The 21,863-nt window shown below is 59.2% G+C and carries 23 protein-coding genes; 12 read left to right on the top strand and 11 right to left on the bottom strand.

Annotated features, from left to right (window positions below):
- Nucleotides 1-493: 493 nt before the first annotated feature.
- Entirely contained in the window at nucleotides 494-2,539 is a 2,046-nt protein-coding gene (prlC, locus tag CKO36_RS14860) for an oligopeptidase A (RefSeq protein WP_200285128.1), read from the bottom strand.
- An 83-nt stretch (nucleotides 2,540-2,622) separates the two neighbouring features.
- Nucleotides 2,623-3,174, bottom strand: coding sequence for a CNP1-like family protein (locus CKO36_RS14855; RefSeq protein ID WP_242469639.1), 552 nt, complete (start codon nucleotides 3,172-3,174; stop codon nucleotides 2,623-2,625).
- Between the two features lie 169 nt (nucleotides 3,175-3,343).
- On the opposite strand from CKO36_RS14855, the gene CKO36_RS14850 reads away from it, so the two are divergent.
- The 5 genes from CKO36_RS14850 (at nucleotide 3,344) to CKO36_RS14825 (ending at nucleotide 8,426) form a co-directional block, all read left to right on the top strand.
- Entirely contained in the window at nucleotides 3,344-3,898 is a 555-nt protein-coding gene (locus tag CKO36_RS14850) for a gamma carbonic anhydrase family protein (RefSeq protein WP_200285126.1), read from the top strand.
- Between the two features lie 40 nt (nucleotides 3,899-3,938).
- Nucleotides 3,939-4,937, top strand: a complete 999-nt coding sequence (locus CKO36_RS19855; protein WP_242469638.1) for an SCO family protein — start codon at nucleotides 3,939-3,941, stop codon at nucleotides 4,935-4,937.
- A gap of 198 nt (nucleotides 4,938-5,135) precedes the next feature.
- Nucleotides 5,136-5,774, top strand: coding sequence for a c-type cytochrome (locus CKO36_RS14835; protein WP_200285124.1), 639 nt, complete (start codon nucleotides 5,136-5,138; stop codon nucleotides 5,772-5,774).
- Nucleotides 5,775-5,901: 127 nt separating this feature from the next.
- The gene (locus tag CKO36_RS14830; RefSeq protein WP_200285122.1) at nucleotides 5,902-6,660 is read left to right on the top strand and encodes an endonuclease/exonuclease/phosphatase family protein; all 759 of its coding nucleotides are present in this window, start codon (nucleotides 5,902-5,904) and stop codon (nucleotides 6,658-6,660) included.
- 125 nt (nucleotides 6,661-6,785) lie between these two features.
- Nucleotides 6,786-8,426: an alpha-D-glucose phosphate-specific phosphoglucomutase gene (locus CKO36_RS14825; protein WP_200285120.1), complete on the top strand. Its 1,641-nt coding sequence runs from the start codon at nucleotides 6,786-6,788 to the stop codon at nucleotides 8,424-8,426.
- Here the strand turns inward: CKO36_RS14825 and CKO36_RS14820 are convergent.
- Nucleotides 8,419-9,066, bottom strand: a complete 648-nt coding sequence (locus CKO36_RS14820) for an HAD hydrolase-like protein (RefSeq protein WP_200285118.1) — start codon at nucleotides 9,064-9,066, stop codon at nucleotides 8,419-8,421. The two genes, CKO36_RS14825 and CKO36_RS14820, sit on opposite strands and share 8 nt — an antisense overlap.
- A gap of 83 nt (nucleotides 9,067-9,149) precedes the next feature.
- Here CKO36_RS14820 and CKO36_RS14815 point away from each other — a divergent pair, with 83 nt between their 5' ends.
- Nucleotides 9,150-9,878, top strand: coding sequence for an MBL fold metallo-hydrolase (locus CKO36_RS14815; RefSeq protein WP_200285116.1), 729 nt, complete (start codon nucleotides 9,150-9,152; stop codon nucleotides 9,876-9,878).
- Nucleotides 9,879-9,905: 27 nt separating this feature from the next.
- On the opposite strand, the gene CKO36_RS14810 is transcribed toward CKO36_RS14815, so the two are convergent.
- Complete coding sequence (locus tag CKO36_RS14810) at nucleotides 9,906-10,331, bottom strand: VanZ family protein (RefSeq protein WP_200285114.1); 426 nt, start codon at nucleotides 10,329-10,331, stop codon at nucleotides 9,906-9,908.
- 19 nt (nucleotides 10,332-10,350) lie between these two features.
- Between CKO36_RS14810 and CKO36_RS14805 the strand changes: the two genes are divergently transcribed.
- The 4 genes from CKO36_RS14805 to CKO36_RS14790 all read left to right on the top strand — a co-directional run bounded on the left by CKO36_RS14805 (nucleotide 10,351) and on the right by CKO36_RS14790 (nucleotide 13,515).
- On the top strand, nucleotides 10,351-10,776 hold the full coding sequence (locus CKO36_RS14805; RefSeq protein ID WP_200285112.1) for an OsmC family protein: 426 nt from the start codon (nucleotides 10,351-10,353) through the stop codon (nucleotides 10,774-10,776).
- Nucleotides 10,777-10,818: 42 nt separating this feature from the next.
- The gene (locus CKO36_RS14800) at nucleotides 10,819-11,472 is read left to right on the top strand and encodes an IS607 family transposase (protein WP_200285110.1); all 654 of its coding nucleotides are present in this window, start codon (nucleotides 10,819-10,821) and stop codon (nucleotides 11,470-11,472) included.
- Nucleotides 11,450-12,601 (top strand): RNA-guided endonuclease InsQ/TnpB family protein, encoded by a 1,152-nt coding sequence (locus CKO36_RS14795; protein WP_200285108.1) that lies wholly within the window; start codon nucleotides 11,450-11,452, stop codon nucleotides 12,599-12,601. Before CKO36_RS14800 ends, CKO36_RS14795 begins: the two co-directional genes overlap by 23 nt.
- Before the next feature lie 113 nt (nucleotides 12,602-12,714).
- Entirely contained in the window at nucleotides 12,715-13,515 is an 801-nt protein-coding gene (locus CKO36_RS14790) for a competence/damage-inducible protein A (RefSeq protein WP_200285106.1), read from the top strand.
- Here the strand turns inward: CKO36_RS14790 and CKO36_RS14785 are convergent.
- The 5 genes from CKO36_RS14785 to CKO36_RS14765 are packed head-to-tail and all read right to left on the bottom strand — an operon-like array spanning nucleotide 13,494 to nucleotide 18,163.
- The gene (locus tag CKO36_RS14785; RefSeq protein ID WP_200285104.1) at nucleotides 13,494-14,198 is read right to left on the bottom strand and encodes a hypothetical protein; all 705 of its coding nucleotides are present in this window, start codon (nucleotides 14,196-14,198) and stop codon (nucleotides 13,494-13,496) included. The two genes, CKO36_RS14790 and CKO36_RS14785, sit on opposite strands and share 22 nt — an antisense overlap.
- Nucleotides 14,195-15,190, bottom strand: a complete 996-nt coding sequence (locus CKO36_RS14780; protein WP_200285102.1) for an MlaD family protein — start codon at nucleotides 15,188-15,190, stop codon at nucleotides 14,195-14,197. Before CKO36_RS14780 ends, CKO36_RS14785 begins: the two co-directional genes overlap by 4 nt.
- Complete coding sequence (locus CKO36_RS14775; RefSeq protein ID WP_200285100.1) at nucleotides 15,172-15,876, bottom strand: ATP-binding cassette domain-containing protein; 705 nt, start codon at nucleotides 15,874-15,876, stop codon at nucleotides 15,172-15,174. Before CKO36_RS14775 ends, CKO36_RS14780 begins: the two co-directional genes overlap by 19 nt.
- Nucleotides 15,877-15,890: 14 nt before the next feature.
- Entirely contained in the window at nucleotides 15,891-16,778 is an 888-nt protein-coding gene (locus tag CKO36_RS14770; RefSeq protein WP_200285092.1) for an ABC transporter permease, read from the bottom strand.
- Nucleotides 16,778-18,163 carry a RyR domain-containing protein gene (locus CKO36_RS14765; protein WP_200285083.1) on the bottom strand — a complete coding sequence of 462 codons (1,386 nt, stop codon included), beginning with the start codon at nucleotides 18,161-18,163 and terminating at the stop codon, nucleotides 16,778-16,780. The genes CKO36_RS14770 and CKO36_RS14765 overlap by 1 nt, the downstream gene beginning before the upstream one ends.
- A 512-nt stretch (nucleotides 18,164-18,675) precedes the next feature.
- Between CKO36_RS14765 and CKO36_RS14760 the strand changes: the two genes are divergently transcribed.
- Nucleotides 18,676-20,043 carry a hypothetical protein gene (locus CKO36_RS14760; protein WP_200285081.1) on the top strand — a complete coding sequence of 456 codons (1,368 nt, stop codon included), beginning with the start codon at nucleotides 18,676-18,678 and terminating at the stop codon, nucleotides 20,041-20,043.
- The gene (locus CKO36_RS14755) at nucleotides 20,043-20,945 is read left to right on the top strand and encodes an EamA family transporter (RefSeq protein ID WP_200285130.1); all 903 of its coding nucleotides are present in this window, start codon (nucleotides 20,043-20,045) and stop codon (nucleotides 20,943-20,945) included. The genes CKO36_RS14760 and CKO36_RS14755 overlap by 1 nt, the downstream gene beginning before the upstream one ends.
- 91 nt (nucleotides 20,946-21,036) lie before the next feature.
- Here CKO36_RS14755 and CKO36_RS14750 read toward each other — a convergent pair whose 3' ends face one another.
- Nucleotides 21,037-21,633, bottom strand: a complete 597-nt coding sequence (locus tag CKO36_RS14750) for a hypothetical protein (RefSeq protein ID WP_200285079.1) — start codon at nucleotides 21,631-21,633, stop codon at nucleotides 21,037-21,039.
- A gap of 9 nt (nucleotides 21,634-21,642) precedes the next feature.
- A partial coding sequence (locus CKO36_RS19400) for a hypothetical protein (RefSeq protein ID WP_207161486.1) occupies nucleotides 21,643-21,863 on the bottom strand: 221 nt, incomplete at its 5' end.

The following is a 21,863-nucleotide window of genomic DNA, read 5'->3' as shown; positions in this document are numbered from 1 at the left end:
AATCGCTCAAGCAGAGCGCGTACCATGACCGTGGCAGGCGCGCGTTCAGCAAACCGGTTGAGAACATCATCAAACATCGGTTGTCAACTCCAACTCTAGAAATAATATCCATATTATACAATGAGTTGCATCACCTTAAAAGGGCTGGCTTGAGCCATCAACATTGACTCTGCAAGAGTCAACGGCTCTGGCGATGATTTGTTATTGACTGATTGGTTGGTTTGGACCAAGTGTACAAGTTTGGAGGCACTTCAGGCTGTCCCTACTGGGATTCTGCTGTTCTTAATGATTAATCTTAAAAGATCTCAGTAATCGTAGTAAGGGCTGTGCTTAACTTGGGAAGTCAAAAAATGCCAGCTTTTTCAAGTTTCTGCACTACAGTTTCAGAGCTCACAGTTGCCGCCCTTACCTGTGGATAAGTTGTCCGCAGTTTTTTATTCACTGTTGTACCGGACTTATCCACAGGTTTACTGTCAGGTTTCCCAACAGCTTCTTAACATTCCTGCACATCCACCTGGATACCGCTGTGCCGCAGCAAGGCTTCGGTGGTTGGTTCGCGGCCGCGAAAGGCGATGAACAAGTCCATGGCGTCAGCGGCACCACCGGGCTCAAGGATCTGTTCCCGAAAAGCACGACCAGTGGCGGTGTCAAAAATGCCGCGTTCTTCAAACAGCGAGAAGGCATCGGCAGACAGCACCTCAGCCCACTTGTAGCTGTAGTAGCCGGCGGCATAGCCACCGGCGAAAATGTGCGCGAAGCCATGCGCGAAACGATTGAAAGCCGGCGGCTTCATCACGGCGACTTGTTCGCGCACCTGATCCAAAATGCTGTCGATGCGAGCGCCAGCCTTGGGGTCATACTCCAGATGCAGGCGGAAATCGAACAGTGCAAACTCAAGTTGGCGCACCATTTGCATGGCCGACTGAAAGTTGCGCGCGGCACGCATGCGCTCGAACAACTCATCCGGCAAGGGGGCGCCGGTCTCGACATGGCCGGCGATGAGATGCAGGGATTCGCGTTCCCAGCACCAGTTTTCCATGAACTGGCTTGGCAACTCGACAGCATCCCAGGGCACTTGGTTGATTCCGGCGACGGCGGGATAGTTGATTCGGGTCAGCATGTGTTGCAATCCGTGGCCGAACTCATGAAAGAGCGTCTGGACTTCCTGATGCGTCAGCAACGCGGGCTGATCATCGATCGGCGGAGAAAAATTGCATACCAGATAGGCCACTGGAATCTGCTGATGACCATGGGTCCAGTAGCGGTTGGCGTAGACGTCCATCCAGGCACCGCCGCGTTTTTTCTGCCGGGCGTAGGGATCCAGATAAAATTGCGCGCATCGGGTGCCAGCGCTATCGAGGATTTCATAGAAACGGACATCCGGATGCCACAGCCCCGGGGCTGTCGCCTCGCGAATCTGGATGTCAAACAGGCGCCGGGCGATTTCAAATAGGCCGGGTAACACACGGGTTATAGGGAAATAGGGTCGCAGTTCTTCCTGACTGATGTCATAGCGGTGTTGCCGCAGTTTTTCCGAGTAATAGGCCAGATCCCAGGGTTCGAGTTGATCCTGATCATGGTCGGACTTGGCAAAGGCGCGCAGCTCTTCCAGTTCGGCACGGGCGCGGCTGACCGAATGCTCAGCAAGATCATTGAGGAAATCCATGACCTCGGTGGTGGAACGGGCCATTTTGGGAGCCAGGGACAGCTCGGCAAAATTCGCAAAGCCCAGCAATTGCGCGCGCTCGTGGCGCAATGCCAGAATTTCCTCCATCAGCGGACCATTGTCCCAGCGCCCAGCCTGAGGGCCTTGGTCGGAGGCGCGGGTGCAATAGGCGGTGTAGAGTTCGCGGCGCAGTTCACCATCCTCGGCGTACATCATCACCGGCAGATAGGAGGGGATGTCGAGTGTCAGTACCCAACCGTCGAGATCGCGCTCGCGGGCTTGCTGTCGGGCCAGAGCCAGGGCGCTGTCCGGTAAACCTTTGAGTTGATCAGCCTGCTGAATGTGTTTGAACCAGGCATTGGTGGCATCCAGCAGGTTTTCCTCATACTGGCTGGTCAGGCGTGTCATGCGCTGGTTCATGGCGCGAAACCGCGCTTTTTGCTCGGCGTCCAGATCCACACCGGAGAGGTGAAAATCGCGGATGCCATGCTCCAGCATTTTGCGCTGGGCGGCGTCGAGTCCGGGTGTCTTGGCGACTTGTTGATAGCCGTGCAGCAGCTGCGGGTTTTGCCCCACATCCGTGCCATATTCACTGAGCTTGGGCAGGCAGGCGTTGTAGGCCTCGCGCAGGGCCTCGGAGTTCATCACGGCATTGAGGTGACTGACGGGTGACCAGCTACGGTTGAGAGCTTCATCGGCGGCCTCAATCGGCTCAATAAAGTTGTCCCAGGTGGCCGACTCGGGGTGGTCAGTGACGGCGGCAATGACGGCGCGGCATTGGGTCAGACGCGCCTCAATGGCGGGTTCCACCTGCTCGGGCAGGATGGCGGAGAATTCAGCCAGGGGACGTTCGGACAGGAGCGGATTGGTCATCGGTGATTTTGACAGCTAGGGTTGATGTGGAGTTGCAAGAGAACGGATGGTACTGCAATGCGTGGTACTGTAAACGAGTGGATCTATTCGGTCAGAAAGCCACTGTTTTCATAATCGCCGACACGCCCCTGACGCAGGGCTCGCAGTTGTGATGCGCGCGGTCGGGGTGCGAACAGGCGAGGCACACAGAGGTAAGTCCGCCAGAGTTCCTCATGGATGGGGTCGGCACCGCTGCGATCAATCGGATGCCAGTCCTCACTCAGACGGGTGGGTTCAAAGTGTCTATTTTGTCCATAGGCATAGACTCGATACTGTCCGCGCGCGGTGCAGCGCAGACCTTCGAACGACAGATTGCGAGCACCCGAGGTCGATTCCGCCACCAGGGTGTAGCGCACCACCTGATCAGTGCCTGTGTGCAGGCTGCGGGTATCAAGAAAGTAGTTGAAGGCCCCTTTGGCGTTGTCGAGGCGCACGGGAACCAAGTCTTGTTCACGCGGCCAGGCTGGCAAGGTGAAGGATTGTTCGCTCCATGATTCGGCATCGCGCACGCTGGTGGGACTATCAGGCTCGGCATCGTTCACAAAATTATTTTGTGCGGCTGTACTGATGCTGAGGCTCAGCATAATCAGGCCCATCAGCGCTGCTCTCGAACGTCGGCGTCCAGAGTCAGTTATCATGGGGCAGAACTTGTGTGGGATACTCATAGTCGGCTTCACCTCGGTTGCGCGTGGTCCAAGTCAAGGGTGCATCGTGCTAGCATAGCCGCCGCGATGTACAGGGCCAAACGTCAGGAGCTAATTTAAAATGAACAATGTTCGCAGCTATCAGGGCTTGGAACCACAGGTTGCCAACGATGCCTGGATTGACGAAACGGCGGTTGTGATTGGCAATGTCCAAGTGGGTCCCCAGGCTTCGATTTGGCCGCAAAGCGTTGTGCGTGGTGACATTCATCGTATCGAGATCGGGGCTGGCAGTAATATTCAGGATGGTTGCATTCTGCATGTTTCCCACGATAGCCGGTTTTTGCCCGGTGGCGCCCCAACCATTGTGCACGATAATGTTACGATTGGTCATCAGGCCGTGCTGCATGGATGCGAAGTGCATGAGCATTGCCTGGTAGGCATTGGCGCCCGCTTGCTGGATCGCTCGGTGCTGAAGCCGCGGTGCATGCTGGCTGCTGGTGCCCTAGTGACGCCTGGCGTGGTGCTGGAGGGCGGCTATCTCTATGTGGGGGCTCCTGCACGGCGGCAGCGTCGTTTGACGGATCTGGAGTTTGAGTATCTGGAATACGCTGCTCAGCACTACATTGAGCTGGCCATTAAGCACCGCATGACGGTGTCGCTCGGACTCAATGCCTAAGCCGATGTCGGGTTCACAGCGCAGGTGGCGATTGGCGGCCATGATCGCCAGTGTCGCGTTGGTGGCAGTGCTGGCGTGGTTATGGTTCGGCTGGCAGCCGCAAGCGCCACAGCCTGCTCGGCTCAATGCCGAGCCTGATTCCGCACTGGAATCGGCTCCGGGTGGGGATTTTGTGCTGCAATCGGCCGACGGGCCGGTAGCGCTGGCGGATTTTCGCGGCCAGCTGGTGTTGCTCTACTTCGGCTACACCGCCTGCCCGGATGTCTGCCCAACCAACCTCGCCATGCTGGCAGCGACATTGCGGGCACTCGAACCTCAGGAACGCGCTCGGGTGCAGGCGCTCTTTGTCAGCGTCGATCCCCAGCGCGATCACCCCGCCCATCTCAAGCAATATGTTGAATATTTCCATCCGGATATCCTGGGCCTGACCGGCACCGAAGCAGAACTCAATGCACTGACCCAGCGCTATGGTGCTGTCTATCGGCGGGTGGAGGATGAGGATTCAGCGCTGGGCTATCTGATTGATCACTCGGCTGCGACCTATCTGATCGATACCCAGGGTCAGCTGCGCGAAGCCTTTGCCCACGCCACAGCCCCGGAACAGATGCTGGCAACCCTGCGCACTTATCTCAAACCGGCACCGGCAAGCCAAGCGCTGCTGCTGGAGGATGTCTATGCGCGTGCTGTGCCGCCCGGGCAGCAAAACAGTGCCGTTTTTATGCGGCTTCGCAACCCGACGCAGCAACCCCTGGCCTTGATCGGTGCTTCCAGTTCCGTGGCTCAGGTGGTGGAGCTCCATACCCATGTGCAGCAGGATGGAGTGATGAAAATGCGCCGCATTGAGCAGATTCCGATTCCCGTCCAGGGTGAAGCGGTTCTGCAACCCGGTGGTCTACATCTGATGCTGATCGGCTTAAAACAGCCCCTGACCGTCGGCGATGCGGTGGATGTGCAACTGAGGTTTGATGACGGCGGCGAACGTGCGGTCACCGCCGACACCCGTCGCATCATGCCGATGCATAAGCCAGCCGCTCATTGAGCTTTCGCCATGCAGGCCTGCGTCCTTGCCGTTAGGCTAGGATACTTGGGCAGTTAGCACAGGTTTTCCGCGCGGCAGATTGCCCATGTCGCCGAATTCTGATATACATGACGGGTTTTTCAGTCGTAACGGCAAGCGTGCCTGCAAGTCAGCGCGGGCCTGAAGACACCACCCAGATTCAAGCAAATGGTAGGCATTATGAAGCGAGTCCTGATCACAGGTATCCTGGTCGCGGGTCTGGCCGCGGCTCCCTCGTTGTTCGCGAGCTCTGCGGGCACCATTACCGGCAACGCCGAGAAGGGTAAAGAAAAAGCCAGTCAAATTTGTCAGGCGTGTCACGCGATCGACGGCAATGGCTTGCCGGCGCAGCCGATTTGGCCCAAGATCGCAGGTCAGCACCCCAACTATATCTATAAGCAGCTGAACAACTTCAAGAACAACGACCGTTACAATGTGCAAATGTCGCCTATGGCGGCACCCTTGACCGACGATGACATGCGCAATGTGGCTGCCTATTATTCAGCCCTGCCGCAGTCCGGCGGTGAAGCCGATCCCGAACTGGTCGAGCTGGGTGAAAAAATCTTCCGGGCCGGAAATCCCAAAACCGGCGTTCCCGCCTGCTCCGGTTGCCATGGTCCAGCTGGCATGGGTACTAATCTGTCCAAGTTCCCGCGCCTGGCGGGTCAGTATCCGGAATACATCGACCAGACACTGAAGTTGTTTCGCAAGATGGAACGTGCCAACGATCCCAACGGGATGATGCGGGGTGTTGCTGCTCGCATGACGGATGATGAAATTGCTGCCGTGGCCCAGTACATTTCTGGCTTGCATCAATAGCCTCAGCACGTTTTCATAGCGCCCCTTCCCTCCCCTCCTCCATAGCCAACTGCGCCTAAGCAGCGGTTGGCTATGGGACTCGCCTCTGAACAGGGCGATATACTCCAAATCCTTCCAATTTACAGCCATGGATCGCTTGCGACTGCTGAGTTACAACATCCAGGGCGGTATTGCCTCGGTTAGTTATCGCGATTATTTCGCCAACAGCTGGAAGCATTTGCTCCCGCACCGGGCACGCATGAGCAATTTGTCGCGCATCAGTCAAATGATTGCCGGCTATGATCTGGTGGGCTTGCAAGAAGTCGATGCCGGTAGTTTGCGCAGCGCCTTTATCGATCAAACCGAATTTCTCGCCCAAATTTCCGGCTATCCGCATTGGTATCGCCAGATCAATCGCAATCTCGGCTCCCTGGCTCAACACAGCAATGGCTTGCTGAGTCGTCTGAAACCTAACAGCATTCAGGATCACAAACTCCCTGGCCTGCCGGGACGCGGGTTGCTGCTCAGTGAATTTCACACCAGTAACGGAGAACAGCTGGCCCTTTGTGTGCTGCATCTGGCATTGGGCGCCCGAGCACGACAACGCCAGTTCGATTTTCTCATGGAACTGGCCGAGCACTACAGTTACTTGGTGCTGATGGGTGATTTCAACAGTGGATGCGGTTCAGGAGCACTGCGCACCATGGTCGAACGCACTGGTTGGCAGGGATTGGACTGTGAGCGCAAAACCTTCCCCAGCTGGCGTCCCAAGCACAACCTTGACCACATCCTGGTTTCTGGCAACATCGAAATTTTGGATGCGCGCGTGGTGAACTATGCCTTGTCCGATCATCTGCCGATCAGCATGGAAATTCGCCTGCCAGCGCGGATTGAAACCAGCGAGTGACGCAGCACCGACCATGCAACTGGAATCTATAACGAACCGACTTTCCGTGCCAAATTTATCACGCATTGGGCGTGATACGGTTAAAACGTTACAATTCATCCACCGCATTTTTAAGGGTTATTGAGATGGAACCACAAGTTGTCAGTACGCAGCCGTTTGAGGGACAAAAACCAGGCACTTCCGGTCTGCGCAAAAAGGTCAAGGTGTTTCAGCAGCCGCATTATCTGGAAAACTTCGTCCAGGCTATTTTCGACACCCAGGCCACTCTACACGGCGGTACCCTGGTGGTCGGGGGCGATGGACGCTTTCATAACCGTGTGGCCATTCAAACCATTCTGCGCATGGCGGCGGCCAATGGGGTGGCGCGGGTGCTGGTGGGCCAGGGCGGGATTTTATCCACGCCAGCGGTGTCCTGCATTATTCGCAAACATGCCACCCAGGGTGGCATTGTGCTCTCAGCTAGCCATAATCCCGGCGGCCCGGATGAAGACTTCGGCATCAAATTCAATGTCGCCTCCGGGGGACCAGCTCCTGAATCCGTTACTGACGCCATCTATCAGCGTACCGCCGAGATCGACCAATACCTGACCTTTCCGGCTGAAACTCTGGCACTCGATTTGGATCAGATCGGCGACAGCCAGTTTGGTGAGATGCGTGTCAGCGTGATCGACTCGGTGGCCGATTATGCGGGGCTGATGGAGTCGCTGTTCGACTTCGAAGCCATTCGCGATTTGTTCAAATCGGGTAATTTTCGGATGTGCTTCGATGCCATGCACGCAGTCACCGGCCCCTATGCCAAAGCCATCCTGGAAGACCAGCTTGGCGCACCGGCTGGCACCGTAATCAACGGTGTGCCACTGGAAGACTTCGGCGGCGGTCATCCCGACCCGAATCTGGTGCATGCCCATGAGATCGTCGAGCGCACCCAGGGCGCCGATGGGCTGGACTTTGCCGCCGCTTCCGATGGCGATGGTGACCGCAATATGATTCTGGGACAGGAATTCTTCGTCACCCCCAGTGACAGCCTGGCGGTATTGGCGGCCAATGCCGAAGTAGCCCCCGGGTACAAAGCTGGTATTGCCGGCGTGGCGCGCTCTATGCCAACCAGCCAGGCCGCAGACCGGGTCGCCGAGGCGCTTGGCATCGGCTGCTTTGAGACCCCCACCGGGTGGAAATTTTTCGGTAATCTGCTCGATGCTGGGCGCATCACCTTGTGCGGCGAGGAGAGCTTCGGCACCGGCTCGGCGCATGTGCGCGAAAAAGATGGCCTCTGGGCGGTGCTGTTCTGGCTGAATCTGCTTGCCGCCAAGCGCCAGTCGGTTGCCACCATCGTGCGTGATCACTGGCGACGCTTCGGGCGCAACTACTACACCCGCCACGATTACGAAGCCATCGACAGTGAGGCCGCCGAGGGTCTGGTGCATCATCTGCGCCTGTTGCTCGATACGCTGCCCGGTCGTCAGCTGGGCGATTATCAGGTCGCTTATGCCGATGATTTCAGCTACACCGATCCCGTTGATGGCAGCGTGTCAGCCCATCAGGGCATTCGCATCGGTTTTGCAGACGGCTCACGCATCGTCATGCGTCTGTCCGGCACTGGCACCTCGGGTGCTACGCTGCGCGTCTATATCGAGCGCTTCGAGTCCGACCCTGAGCAGCATGATCAGGAAGTGCAGAGCGCCCTGCAACCGCTGATTCTGATCGCCCGCGAACTGGCACAAATCGAGGCGCGCACCGGGCGCACGGAACCGGATGTAATTACCTGAGCTCCAGACCGAGCTGCCTGGCAATGTCGCTGGGCTGGTGAAACAGATAATCCGGGCGTTGCGCTTGCAGCGCGTCCGGATGATTGTAGCCCCAGGTCACCGCACCGCTGGCCGCGCCCGCTGCACGCGCGGCTTGCAGGTCGCGGATCTCATCGCCAATGTAGAGCAACTCCCCCGGCGCGAGTCGATAACGCCGGCGCAGTGCGCGCAGACGGGCAGCCTTGCCACCAAGCCCGATGCCACACTCCAGCCGCTCAAAGTGCACCAGACGCGCGGTTCCAAGCACCTGGGCGATATTCTCCCGCGCATTGGAACTGGCAATCGCCAGCGGTGCCGGGCCAGTTGCCAACACATCCAGCAGCTCGGCCACGCCGGGGAATAAGCTGATCTGTGCAATGTCCTGCGCCATGCGCTGGCGCAACGCGCGAAGTACCAGTGGGCGCTTCCAGAAGCGCAGCTCCAGTCGTCGCAGAATGGCCGAGGCACCAAGTTGGCGCAGCTCGGGTTCATCCGCCGGGCTGACGGAGCGAAAGCCATACTGCGGCGCGAGTTGATTCAGCGCAGCGACCAGCCAGGCATAGCTGTCAGCCAGGGTGCCATCGAAATCGAAGGCGATCAGCCCAAATCGGTGTGGCGACATCGTGTTTAACGAGCTAAAGTCCATGGTTTTCTTCGATGGTGGATAGTCAATGTGGTGCAATAAAGGCAAAGGCTGAACTCCTCATGCATAACATCCAGATTCAACTGCTATTCGACAACATTCCCGGTGTACCGGGTACTCGCCCGCTGTGGGGCTTTGCGACTCTGATTGAGTATGGCCCGGCGGATGCGCGCCAGCGGCTGTTGTTTGACACCGGCAGCAACGGCCGGGTGCTGTTGGCGAATATGGCGGCGCTTGGTGTGGCGCCGACCGGTATCGATTGGCTGTTTTTGTCCCATCAGCATTGGGATCACATCGGCGGGCTGGATTCGATATTGGAGCTTAACCCGCAGATTCAGTGTGTGTTACATCAGGGATTCTCCAAACACCTGATCGGCGATCTGCTCGATCTTGGCATTCGCAACCTGATTGTTGATGAAAATCCGCTGGAATTCGCCCCGGGCCTGTATTCAACCGGCCTGCTTGCGAGCGAGCCTGCCGAGCATGCGCTGGTGCTGGAGACCTCGAGTGGTCCTGCGGTGATCAGTGGCTGCGCGCATCCAGGCATGAGTGCGCTGGTTGCCAAGGCCAATGCGGTGTTACCCACAGCGGCCCGCTGGGCCATCGGTGGCTTTCATTTAATGTATGCCGATGCGGTGGCTATTGCGCAGGAGATCCAAACACTGCGCGATCTCGGGATTACCGATGTGCTGGCGACCCACTGTACCGGGGAAGCCGGAATCGCCGCTTTTGTGCAGGCCTTTGATGAGCATGCGCACCCCGGCGGCGCTGGTGCTCAGTTGCAGTTGTGACTGACCTCAGGCTTGATCAGCCTTGATTCAGGTTTCATCAGCTTTCAGCAGGCGTCGTTCGATCCAGCTAAACAGCCCCTGCGCCGGCGAGCGGGCCAGCCAGATACCCAATACAACCCCGAGGGCATCGGCCAATCCATCGAAGGGACTGGCCATGCGGGCCGGCACCAGCCCCTGCGCCACTTCCAGCGCCGCGCCAAGCAGAATCAGCCCCAGCAGGCTCAGGCGTCGCTGACGCGGATAGAGCACCGCGAACCAGAATCCCAGTACCATATAGGCCAGCAGATGCTGCAACTTGTCGCCACCTTCAAAGCCCGCCGGCACGCCCGTGGGCAGCAGCGACAAGACCACAACCAGGGCCAGTAGCCCCCAGGCGCTGAAACGCCACCACGGCTGCCACCGCAGTTGCGTGATCGGCTCATCGGTCGAGGCTGCGTATTCTTTTCGATCCATCACCACAGGAGATTCCTACATGAGTCAGATTCCGATGCAATACCACACCGCTTACACCTGGACCGGACAGGGCGAGGGCGGCGAGATCGCCATTGATGGCCATGCCCCGCTGGCAGTCGGTTCCCCCCACGACAGTGCGCGCTTCAGTCCCGAGCATCTGTTGGTGATCGCGGCTGAAACCTGCCTGGCCAATTATGTGCTAGTCATCGCCGGGATGTCGAAACTGGAGATTAAAGACTATCGCTCCACCGCTGAAGGCGAGTTGTTGCAGGAGGACAAAATTGGCTATCGCTTCAAGCGCATTGTCATTCGCCCCGAGCTTACCGTCGCGGCTGGCAGCGAGGCACAGGGTCAGCGAATTCTGGAAAAATCGCACAAACTTTGTTTAATCGCGCGCTCGTTGAACTGCCCGGTTGAGATGGAGCCTAGCATCAAGGGCTCGTAACTGCTGCTTGTAATCTTATTTAATCTTGTATAACCTACGTAAATGGAAAAGCGATTAGTCAAGATTGGTGAGGCGGCGAAGCTACTCGGTAGCTCGGTCGATACCCTACGCAAGTGGGAAACGACTGGCGAGCTGCTACCAGCCCGCAAGACCAAGGGAGGCACTCGCTACTACGATGTTGCTAAGCTGCTTCAGCTTAGCGACGCGGACGCGCCGACCATCTGCTACGCCCGCGTATCCAGCCACGATCAGAATGCAGACCTTGACCGGCAGCATGAAATACTGGAGACCTACTGCGCCGCCAAAGGATGGAGAACGGAGGTTATTCGCGACCTGGGTTCCGGGATGAACTACCGCAAGAAAGGGCTTCAACGCCTGCTGGAGATGGTGCTACGCAAGCAGATGCGCCGTTTGGTACTGACCCACAAGGAGAGGCTGCTGCGATTTGGTTCTGAGTTGGTCTTTGCCCTGTGCGAAATCCAAGGCATCGAGATTGTCATCATCCATAAAGGCGAGCAACCAAGCTTTGAAGAAGAACTTGCCCAGGATGTGCTGGAAATCATCACAGTCTTCACTGCGCGGCTCTACGGCAGCCGCTCGAAGAAGCACAAGAAGCTGTTGCAGGAACTGCAGACGGCAGGCGATGCGATAGCCGAAGACATTGGCGCCTACGATGTTACTCGCCCACAAGATTGAGCTGCGTCCGACAGCTGAACAAGCGGACTACCTGGCCCGCGCTTGTGGGTCTAAGAGGCACTGCTACAACCAGCTTCTCGGACATTTCAAGCAGAACGGCGTGAAGTGGTCAAAAGCCGCCGCATATCAGCACTACATCAAGGTGTTGCGTCCGCAGTTCCCTTGGTACAACGAGGTGTCAGCGCGGGTTACGCGCAACGCCATCGACGACTTGGACAATGCATTCAAGCATTTCTTTCGCCGCGTGAAGCTGGGCCAAACCCCCGGGTTTCCGACGTTCAAGAAGAAAGGTGTTGGCGATAGCTTCGCCCTGCGGGAGAAACCGAAGTTCGATGTCGATGGGCGCACGCTGCGCATCGAGAAATTGAAGACGCGCATCAAGATGCGGCAGACACTGCGGTTCACGGGAACGCTGAACCAGGTCACCATCTCAATGCGGGCGGGTAAGTTTTATGCGTCCATCCTGGTCGAGACGCAGGATTACGACCCGCACGCGCCTGATAGGGAATCTGTCGGCGTGGACTTCGGACTGAAGTCATTGGCTGTGTTATCGGACGGAACCGAGATACCCGCCAACCAGAAGCTGAAGGCGAACCTGAAGAAGCTCGCCCGCAAACAGCGCCATCTGTCGCGCAAACAGCCCAAGTCCAACCGTCAAGCGAAAGCCAAGCTTGCGGTAGCGAAGCTGCATAAGCGCGTCAGCGACCAGCGGCAGGCGGTGCTCCATGAGCTGTCGGACAACCTGACGCGCAACTACCAGGTCATCACCATCGAAGACCTGAACGTGCGTGGGATGGTCAGGAACCGAAAGCTCGCCCGTACCGTGAGCGATGCGGGGTTCGGCACCCTGCGGCAGATGTTGACCTACAAAGCTGAATTGCGCGGCGTGGAGCTGGTGGTCGCTGACCGCTTCTTCCCGTCGAGCAAGATGTGTTCGGCCTGCGGTCAGGTTCACGAGATGCCGCTGGACAAGCGGACGATGGAATGCGACTGCGGCAATGTGGTGGATAGAGACCTGAATGCCGCTGTGAACCTAAATGAGTACGGTCGCGCCGCGTTACTGCGAGACCCTAAACGCACGCAAGAGCCAAGTAAGACCGCTTCGGCGGCGTCGGTGATGACGGCGTGAACAAGCTCCGAGATTATGCTGGATTATCCAGATTATCAGAGGCTTTTAGTAACGGCGTTTGAACCTCACACGACACACGACGATTCGATACGACGATTCACACGGACAGGCTGATGTCAGACACCGACTCACAAGCCGCGCCGCTCGCTTTCGGCCTCATTGTCATTGGCGATGAGGTGCTCAATGGCACCCGCAGCGACGGCCATTTTCCAGCCCTGCGCGAGCGTCTGCTGGCACGCGGGCATCAGCTCGCCTGGTACTGGATGCTGCCCGATGATCCGCCAACCATTGTGCGACACCTGCGTCAATCCTTCGCTGTTGCCCCGGCTCAACCCGGTACCAAGCCGACGCCGGTGTTCTGCTGTGGCGGCATCGGTGCCACCCCGGATGATCACACTCGCGCCTGTGCGGCCACGGCCGCCGAAGTGCCCTTGGTGCCGCATCCCGAAGCACGCACCATCATTGAGGAACGCTTCGGTGCCGAGGCCTATCCGCATCGGATTCTGATGGCCGAGCTGCCTGAGGGCAGCACCCTGATCCCGAATCCCGTGACGCGGGTGCCCGGCTTCCAGATACATCAGCACTGGTTCCTGCCCGGCTTCCCCTCCATGGCCTGGCCAATGGTCGATTGGGTGCTCGATACCCACTATGCGCCTACCACCGGAGCGCAGACCATACCGCTCACCGAACAGGCGGTCGAAGTGGTGGGAGTGGCGGAAAGTCGCCTGATCCCGCTGATGCATGACCTCGGTGCCGAGTTTCCAGCGCTGAAGCTCTTTAGCTTGCCGCACATGGGCGAGGATCCCTGCATTCGCCTGGGCTTTCGAGGCCGTGGCACGCTGGACGCCGCCATGCAAGCTCTGTGTGAGCGCCTCACCGCCGAGCAGATCCACTACCGCGCGCCACGTTTCTGAGCACCACTCGGCACCGCCGCAGGGATGGACATCAGGCGCGCAATCGCGCGCGAAGTGGCGCGGTCAAAGGCCAGGACTACGGTTTGCAGCGGTGCCTGGGCCGGCAGGTATTCTCGCTCGTGAATGATCCCGGTTTGCATGGCCTCAGGTGTGGCTGGTGTTCGCAACTCAAAACGAATGCTAACGGCCACGTAAGGCGGGTCGCCGGTGAGCGGTTCAACCATTTCAAACGCATCCAGCGACCAGTACAGACGGCTCCTGCCAGTCGCTGGTGTGCGACCGGTCGCTCCGCCGCTGGCACTGAGTCCGTACTGCGAGCGCAGCGCCCAGTCGATGGCCGTTTCCGGGGCTTCTTCCCAGCGCCCGGCGGCAAACTCATCCACTCGCACTACTTCGCCAACCTGGGCTACCAGAATGCCCAGGGAGCCACTCTGTGGGCGATTGGAGCGCAAGGGCATTAGCTCAATTGTCTCCGCCAATGGGGATCGTGTAGAGGCAGAGGTCAGTGCTGGATCGGGGGTGATACTCAGCCGATACATCTGTGTCGGCGCTGCGGACTGGAAGGCGCAGCCTCCCACCAAGCTGGTCACCAGCAGCATGATCAATGCCCTGCGCATCAAGCGCATCCAGTACTTGCGGCGCATCACACACCCGCCTGGGTGACTCAGCGCAGTTGTGGTCATCGTGTCCCCCTACCGGAACCGCGCAGGAATCCAATCGGGTCGTGCTCCAGCTCCCAGGTGATCTGGTTCAGACTGCGGGTGATGGCGGCGAGGTTTTCAAGCGTTTCCTGACTGCCCTGACCGCTGATACGGATCAATTCCTCAAGCTGGGCAACCGAGCGGGTCAGGGAGGCGATGGTCTCCGGAGTCACCATGCGATCAACCCGCTCGATCATATCGGCGTGCAGATGCTCGCTGACGGTAGCGACCCGGTCTGCGGCGTCTTCCAGTGCACCGGGCAGCCGATACAGGCTACCGGGTTTGTCGCTGAGCATGGCGCCAAAGCGTTCGTTGTTGGTGCGGATTTCCTGACCCAGAGCGCCGAACTCGGCAATGGTCTTCTGCAGGGCCAGCAGGGTTTCGGTGCCGGCGGCGATCAAGCCGCTGAGACCGGGGCGCATGTCTTCTTCCATCGCCAGGGTGGGGATGCAGCCATCGGCGGCAATCATCCCCTGCGCGGTTGCCGGCTGCTGGGGGCAGTCATGCACGACTCGAGCTGCAGAGGGCATCTGCACCCCGTCGTCAGCATCGGCCTCAGATGTCGCTGGAAATTGATTCCACACAAAGGGCTTGATCACCAATCGCGCCGGAGCAACCGGATTCACTTCCTCAACACCAAGAAAGGTCGCTCCAGCGGGAAAGACCACCGGCTCCACGACCTGAAAATCCACCCGAAACACCAGTTCCGCCGCGCTTTGCGGCCCGGCAGTCTGAGCATCCAGACCCTCCTGAGGTTGCAGCCGGACCGCCGTGACCTGACCGATCTCGAATCCGCTCAGAGTCACCAGGCTGCCGGCCTGCACGCCCAGGACATCTGTGGTCAGCGTGAAGTAGGCCGCGCCGGATTGGCGCTCGCGCAACTGCCCAACCGCAGTTACGGCTGCCCATACGGCCAGCACCACCACCACTGCGCCCACCATGCGATTTTGCACCCTTAAGGCCTGGTGTCGCACCCGCTCCCCTCCTGGCCAGGCTCGCTGGGGCTAATGCGCCCCTCGGGCAGCGTCAACAACAGCTCCGCTTCGTGCGCGAAATCATCCACCCGGCTGCTGGTGGCGATAATGCTGGCGACCCGTCCGTCGGGTGGCGACAGAAGGCGCCCAATCAAAGCCCGACCGGCGCTATCCAGACCAGCCAGAATGTCATCCAGCAGCAACAGCTGCGGCTGCACGGCCATCACCCGCGCCAGCAGCGCGCGGCGGCGCAAGGCATCGGACAGGCGTGCCGGCCAAGCGTGCATAATATCGACTAGGCCAAACTGGGCCAACAATACCTGAGCACGCAACATGGCCAGGCGCCGTGACAAGTGCTGCCCGGCGATCAGCGGCAACAGCAGATTTTCCAGCACCGTCAGCTCTGGCAACAAGGAATCGCGCTGGAACACCGCTGCGACCTGACCAGCTGCCAGCGCCGTTGCGGCCGGGCGCCCACCAAGCCGAATGCTGCCCTGATCGGCATCGAGCACTCCGGCCAGCGTCTGCAACAGCGTACTCTTCCCGCAGCCCGCCGGGCCGGTGATGCGCAGAAAGGCACCAGCGGCCAGCTGCAAGGACACCCCGTCGAGCACCCGCCGGCGCCCGCGCCGCACCACCAGCCCCCTGACCTCGACGCTCAGGCCATTCGCGGCTGCCTCATCCACGGGTGCTGCCGGCCTCATCGCCACACTAGCACCGGCAAATCGGGCATGCGCGACAATGCAAAGGACAGATTGACCAGCAACACCACAGTAGCCGCCTTGAGAATACAAACCATGCTGACCCGGGCCAGATCGACACGCTCTTCGCCGTGGCCCTGAATCCCTTCCACCAGAGCCACCGCCACCACCAGGATCGACGCGGTGAGCAATTGCAGCCCGATCAGCGATATTTTCTCATACACCGGCAAGAGCTTGAGTGCGGTCAAAAAGGTACCCGTCGAGACCAGGCCAAGACCGGCAAGACTGAGCACCGTCGTTACCCCAAAGACGACCATGGCCAGCACTGCATGCACCACCGACGCCAGACTCACCGCCAGCGCCCGTGGCACCGCATGCAACATGACCAGATCGACGCCCATAATCGCCATGGAATCGATCTGGCCGCGATCGACCATCTCTGCCAGTCGCACGGCAAGCGGCAAGGCGCCTCGCGCGGCCAGCACTCCGCTGGCAACAAAGGGCGGAATCTGCTGCAAAGATGTCACAATCACTAGATTCGCCGTGCCGGTTTGCGACAGCAATCCGGTGGCAAACTGCTCAATCACCAGTGCCACGGCTATCCCCAGCACCACGCAGATCGCTAGTACCCGCAGCGCCGGTCCAAACAGCAGATCACCCAGATCGCGCGCGAAAATCAGCCGCTGAAACGCGAAACGATCACGCGCAAAGGGCGCCAATAGCATGAATTCGGCCATGCGCCCCAGCAGCACCACTGCCATGCCAACCAGCTCGACGGGCGACAGCACCACGGCGCCCACGGCATCAAGGCTATCGAGTAAGCCGGTCCGCCATCCGGGCGCCGTGCGGGGCCGCAGGGCGCTAACAGCCAAGGCTGGACGCGACATCAGACCTCCACCATGCCATGGCGTTCGACCCGCAGACCGCCTCCCTCGGCCAGCATGACCTCCAGTGGTTGCGGTGACAGCGCTGGCAGCGGCGAGGTTGCCAGGTGCGGCGCGTCATCCGCCCATAGCACCCGACGGCAGCGCGTCAAACAACCAAGCAGTGCCTCGCGATGTGCGGCATCGGTGGCCAGGGCGCTGACCGACGCCGGTGCGGACAGGCGCAGCGCCAGTGGAAAACCGCATTCCGCCAGCAGCAGTCCCAGCTGGCACTCCTCCCAAACCGCCGGATTGAGCTGAAACTCCAGCACCGCCGGTGCGCGCTCCTCGACCACCCGCCGCAAGTCTGCGCGCCAGCGCCGCCGCCAGCGAGCTTGTGTGTTCGGATCCGGCCAGCGTCCGGCCAGTTGCACCGTCGCCAGCGGACGCCAGCCACAGGCGCCCAGTTGCAAAATAAACGGAATGGTCGCCACCGCCACGCGATCTTTCTCGCGAATGGCTTCCGACAGGTCATCATAGGGAATCAGATCTGGATGATGGCGGGCGGCATTATCGCGGCGGGCACCATAGACCCAGCCGTCAAGCAGACGATCGCTCGCCCAGCGGTCATGTTCCATGCGCGACAAGGGCTCAATAAACTCCGGTCGCGACCACAGCGGCGCCTGTTGCCCATCTGCCATCACCGGCTCCGGAATCGCGATCAGACCGCCACAGGCGAGCTTGCAGGCAATGTGCGCCGCCTGCGAGCGATTGGCCTGACGATAGGTCTCATCCAGCCGCCGCCAGGGATGCAGCGCTGGTGTGGAACCGAGTCGTTCGCCCCGCGTCCAGGCGTTCTCAAGGAACAACTCATGGATGATTCGCCCCAGGTGATCGCTGTCGAGGGCTCCAAGTGCGACCTCAGGTGCCCGGCGTTGCGCAGGCGCATCGACAAAGATGGGCAGCCAATTCGCCTGTAGCAACCGCTGCGTCATCCAGCGGCGTTGCGCACCATCCGCCGGTGCTGGCACCACAGCCAGGCCGCCCGCGTCCGCATCGGATCCGGCTCTTGCTCCGGCTCCGGTGAACTGTGCCAGCAGCGCCTCCAGGCGCGACTCGTTGAGCGCCTCCGGTGCCAGGGCAACCAACAGCAGCCAGCGGCGCCCTAGTGCCGGCCGGTCGCAAATCCTGAATAAGCGTTTAAAGGGCTGCAGTTGCGCATCGCCAGTCTCACCGCGCGGCTGGTCAGACAGCCACAGCCACAAGGGAATGGGTGGGTCGAAGGGACGCCCGATCATGCGCCCAACCCCATCCAGCACGGCGAGTGCAGACTCGAAGGTTCCAGCCACCGCGAGATCCAACTGCCTGGCACGAACCGCCAGCAGATTGGGAATCACGCGGTTCACCATCGCCTCTGTTTCTAAAAACCTAAACAAAGTTGCTTATGCAGTTTTTAGGCACTTCGCTCTCCGTTGATAGCACCCTTGCGGGCAAGCAACTGGAGTCCTGGTTGAGCAGTCCCAACCGAATGGCCGGTCAACACCGGCAACATGGACGATTTCAGCCGTCGAAACCCAGCTTGCGCCATAAAAGCTGCCTCGGCGTTCATCCTGAACAGAGAACAACCTTGCGATTCGACTTCGACCCCGACCATGGAACGCGAAACCTTCGCGTTTGTAGATAACCTATCTACAGTAGAAAATTTTGATAAAAAATGAAGAAAAAATCAAGAACTGTTTTTTGCTCCCCTCCCCTCCCACATCTGCCAGGCTGTCAGCATGACCTTCTGTATCGCCCCCGCCGCCCGACTCCGTCAACGGCTGCGTCAGTGACTCCGTTAGCGGCTCTGGCCAGCCGCCCGTGACTGCGTCAAACTTTAAGCCATTAAGCCGTTGAGTCGTTGATCCATTGAGCCCATTCGATGCCGATGCACCCGCCTGATCCCTTTGCCGCGCTGCGCCCCCCCGAGGCTGAGCAGATGCTGACGGCCTGGCAGCATCTGCGCGTGCCGGGCGCACCAGCGGCCTTTGCGCTGCACAGCGCTGAAACCCGAGGACCACCGGCGCAGCGCTTTCGGCGTCGCACCTTGCTGGCCTGGGATTGCGTGCCTCCGAAGTCGTCACCGGGAAGCCTGGCCACCGATCGTCTGGCGCTGATCGACAAAGCCACGCCGCATGCGCTCCACGACCTGATGCTCAGCGAAGTGTCGCCCACACCCAAATCGACCCCGGTCGATGTGTTGCCGGTTACTGGCCGCGCGCTTTGGCGCAGTGCCCTGGAGTTCGTGCGCTTCGTCTCCTTGCCCCAGGTGCAAGCGGACTTTCATCTCAGTGGCGGGCGCTTGGCTCTGGCGATCAACTGCGACCCGTATACCCAGGATCGCGAGAGCGTCCAGGCGGCCAAACAGTTTCATCTGCACCTGCTGTACTGGAGTGCGGCAGAATTGCAGGCGATTGCCGTCCCGCAGCCAGTCAGTGCCACGGTCGATACGCGCATACGCCGTCAACTGCTTGACCCGCTGAGCTTCCTGAGTGGCCCATTGATCGCAACCGCCCTGGCGGATCTCGATTTGAGTGCGATCGGCGGGCGCCTGCTGGATGCCGATTGGACGCTCGGCACCCAAGGTCAGCGCCCGCCGGGCTGCCTGATTGAACTGCCCGGTTGGCCGGTGCTGGGTGAAGCGGGCTTTGAATCCCTGGTGCGCGCGCTGCATCAGCGTCTCGCGGCCCTGGCCGCCGCACTCACTCAGGCGCTGCTTGGACACAGTGAGCCGCCAGCGCCCTGGTGTCGGCATGCGCTGCGCCCCGCATCCGAGCGTCGCGCAGCGGTGCGGAACCTGGGACTGCCCGAAGCTTTGGAATCATCCCTGATGACCCTGGGCAATGCGCTGCGTGACTTGTCGCCGATCAGCGCAGACCGCCTGCGAGGCGCCAGCCCGGCGGCACGCCAGCACTGCATGAGCCTGAACCAGCCATGCTATGGGCTCAATCTCTATGCGCCGCAGGTGAATACGCCAGAACAGCCTGTTGTCGCCAGTCCCCGGGTTTATCTACTGTTGTCTGCTAAGCTGTTCTCCGGCATCGGTTGTGCAGGTTTGCTGCCCATCGGTACTGTACCGAGTGTGCGCATTCTGCGCGGCGCGGGTGAATTCAGCGCCGTTCGTTGGCAGGAGCGCGCCGCTTGGCAACGCGCCTTTGCCAACCGCTTGCGTACTGTGCTTGCGGAGCAGTCCGCCGGGACGCTTCCGCCGGTCAGGCGTCTGCGAGACTTCACGCGGGGCTGGTGCTAATGGACTTGGCCGGCTATGCGCATCTGTGGATTCTGTTTTCGCTGCTCTCGGCGTTTTTTCATGCGTCCAGGCTCGCGGTCACCAAGCATCTGAGTTTCGACTTCTCGGCTCAAACCCTGACGCTGTACGTCAACCTGTCGAGCCTAATCGTCACCTTTCCGTTAATCATCTGGAATCACGATTTCCCCCTGCACCAGCCGGTCTATGTCGCCGCCGTGTTGTGCGGCGGCATTCTGTCTGGACTGGGGGGTTGGGCCTTGAATATCGCCATCCAGCGTGGCGAGATCTCCCTGGTCGGTCCGGTGCTGACCTTGACCCCAGGCTTCGTCGTAGCCATCGAGTGGCTGCTGACCGGCCAGTTGCCGAGTCTGGGCGGGGCCTGCGGACTGGGACTGCTGATGCTGGGCGGCTATGTGCTGAGCATTGAGCCGGGCATTGGACATTGGTCGGCTCCCTTGGTGCGGTTGGTCACCAACCCCGGCAGCCTGTTTACCCTGGCGGCAGCTTTTTGCTTTGCAGCCGCCTCCAGCTTCGGACGCCTGGCGATTCAGCTCTCCGATCCGCTGTCATTTGCCGTGATGGTAGCGCTGATCAATCCCCTGGTGCTGGTCATTATTTTCCGTCTGCAACAGCGGGATTTTGTGCGCCAGGCGTTCTCCCGCAAGCTGTTGCAGCACAGTCGCGCGCTGCTGGCACTTGGGGTACTGTTCGCGCTGATGCGCCTGGCCGATCAGATTGCGCTCAGCCTGACGCTGGCCTCCTACGCCATGGCCGTTAAACGCTCGGCAGGATTCTTTGCCGTCCTGCTCGGACGCTGGATTTATCGCGAAGAACGCCTGCTCACCAAGCTTGCCGGCACAGCGGTGATGCTGCTGGGGCTTTTGTGTCTGACGCTGGCATAACAGGCTGTCAGAAGCGCTTGATAACACCTGTCCCAAACGACTCCCATTCTTGGCGATTGTCGCAGTGATTCGTCCTAGCTCCTGCATATTTTTACATTTTGTGTTCAATCTCGGCGTATCGGTTTAGAGCTTCAAGATTGAACGCGGTTGGTGATGAGACATAAAATGTTTCGCCATTCTCGAACGCACTTTTAATTTTACTATCTTCCATTGATGAAAGCGTGCCTTTGTATTCCTCAAGGAACCACTCTGGTACCACTTGCGAATTAATAACAATCTGGTGTCGGTTCAATGATATCGCGGTACCAGCGGTTGATGATCCGTGCTCTCTCAAATTACTACGGAATGCATTCTGAAATGCCTCAGCCGCAGCAAGGATAGACTCATTAGCTATTTCAAACCCCTTGCCTGACCAGACATCAATTGTGGATTCTCCTAATGCCGTTAGTCCAAGGCGAATTTTTCCGTCAGGTCCTTGGAAATCGACGAACTCCTGATTTTCGCGTGCAGTAGCTATATTTTGCATTTCACGCTCTACGGCTAAGCGCCCACTTTCGCTAATATCTACACTATCTCCGCGATTCTCGCGCGGCAAAAGATTGCCGGTTTTATCGGCAAGTTCTGGTTGATTATCAGGGGTCCGAAGTGAATTTGACTGCTGCATCTGCGATAAAGCGCCGATTACCATGGGCTTTTCCTATTTTTTAGACTGATAGCTCGCTTCAGCAAAGTCTATGCCACGCATCTTTGCTCCATGAAAATCTACGACACCAGCCCTTTTAAGGTGATGCAACTCATTGTATAATATGGATATTATTTCTAGAGTTGGAGTTGACAACCGATGTTTGATGATGTTCTCAACCGGTTTGCTGAACGCGCGCCTGCCACGGTCATGGTACGCGCTCTGCTTGAGCGATT

Origin of the sequence: Rhabdochromatium marinum (genome assembly GCF_016583795.1) — a bacterium.
GTDB lineage: Bacteria > Pseudomonadota > Gammaproteobacteria > Chromatiales > Chromatiaceae > Rhabdochromatium > Rhabdochromatium marinum.
Note: the sequence above shows the minus strand (reverse complement) of the source record. Positions and strands in the feature narration are given on the sequence as shown.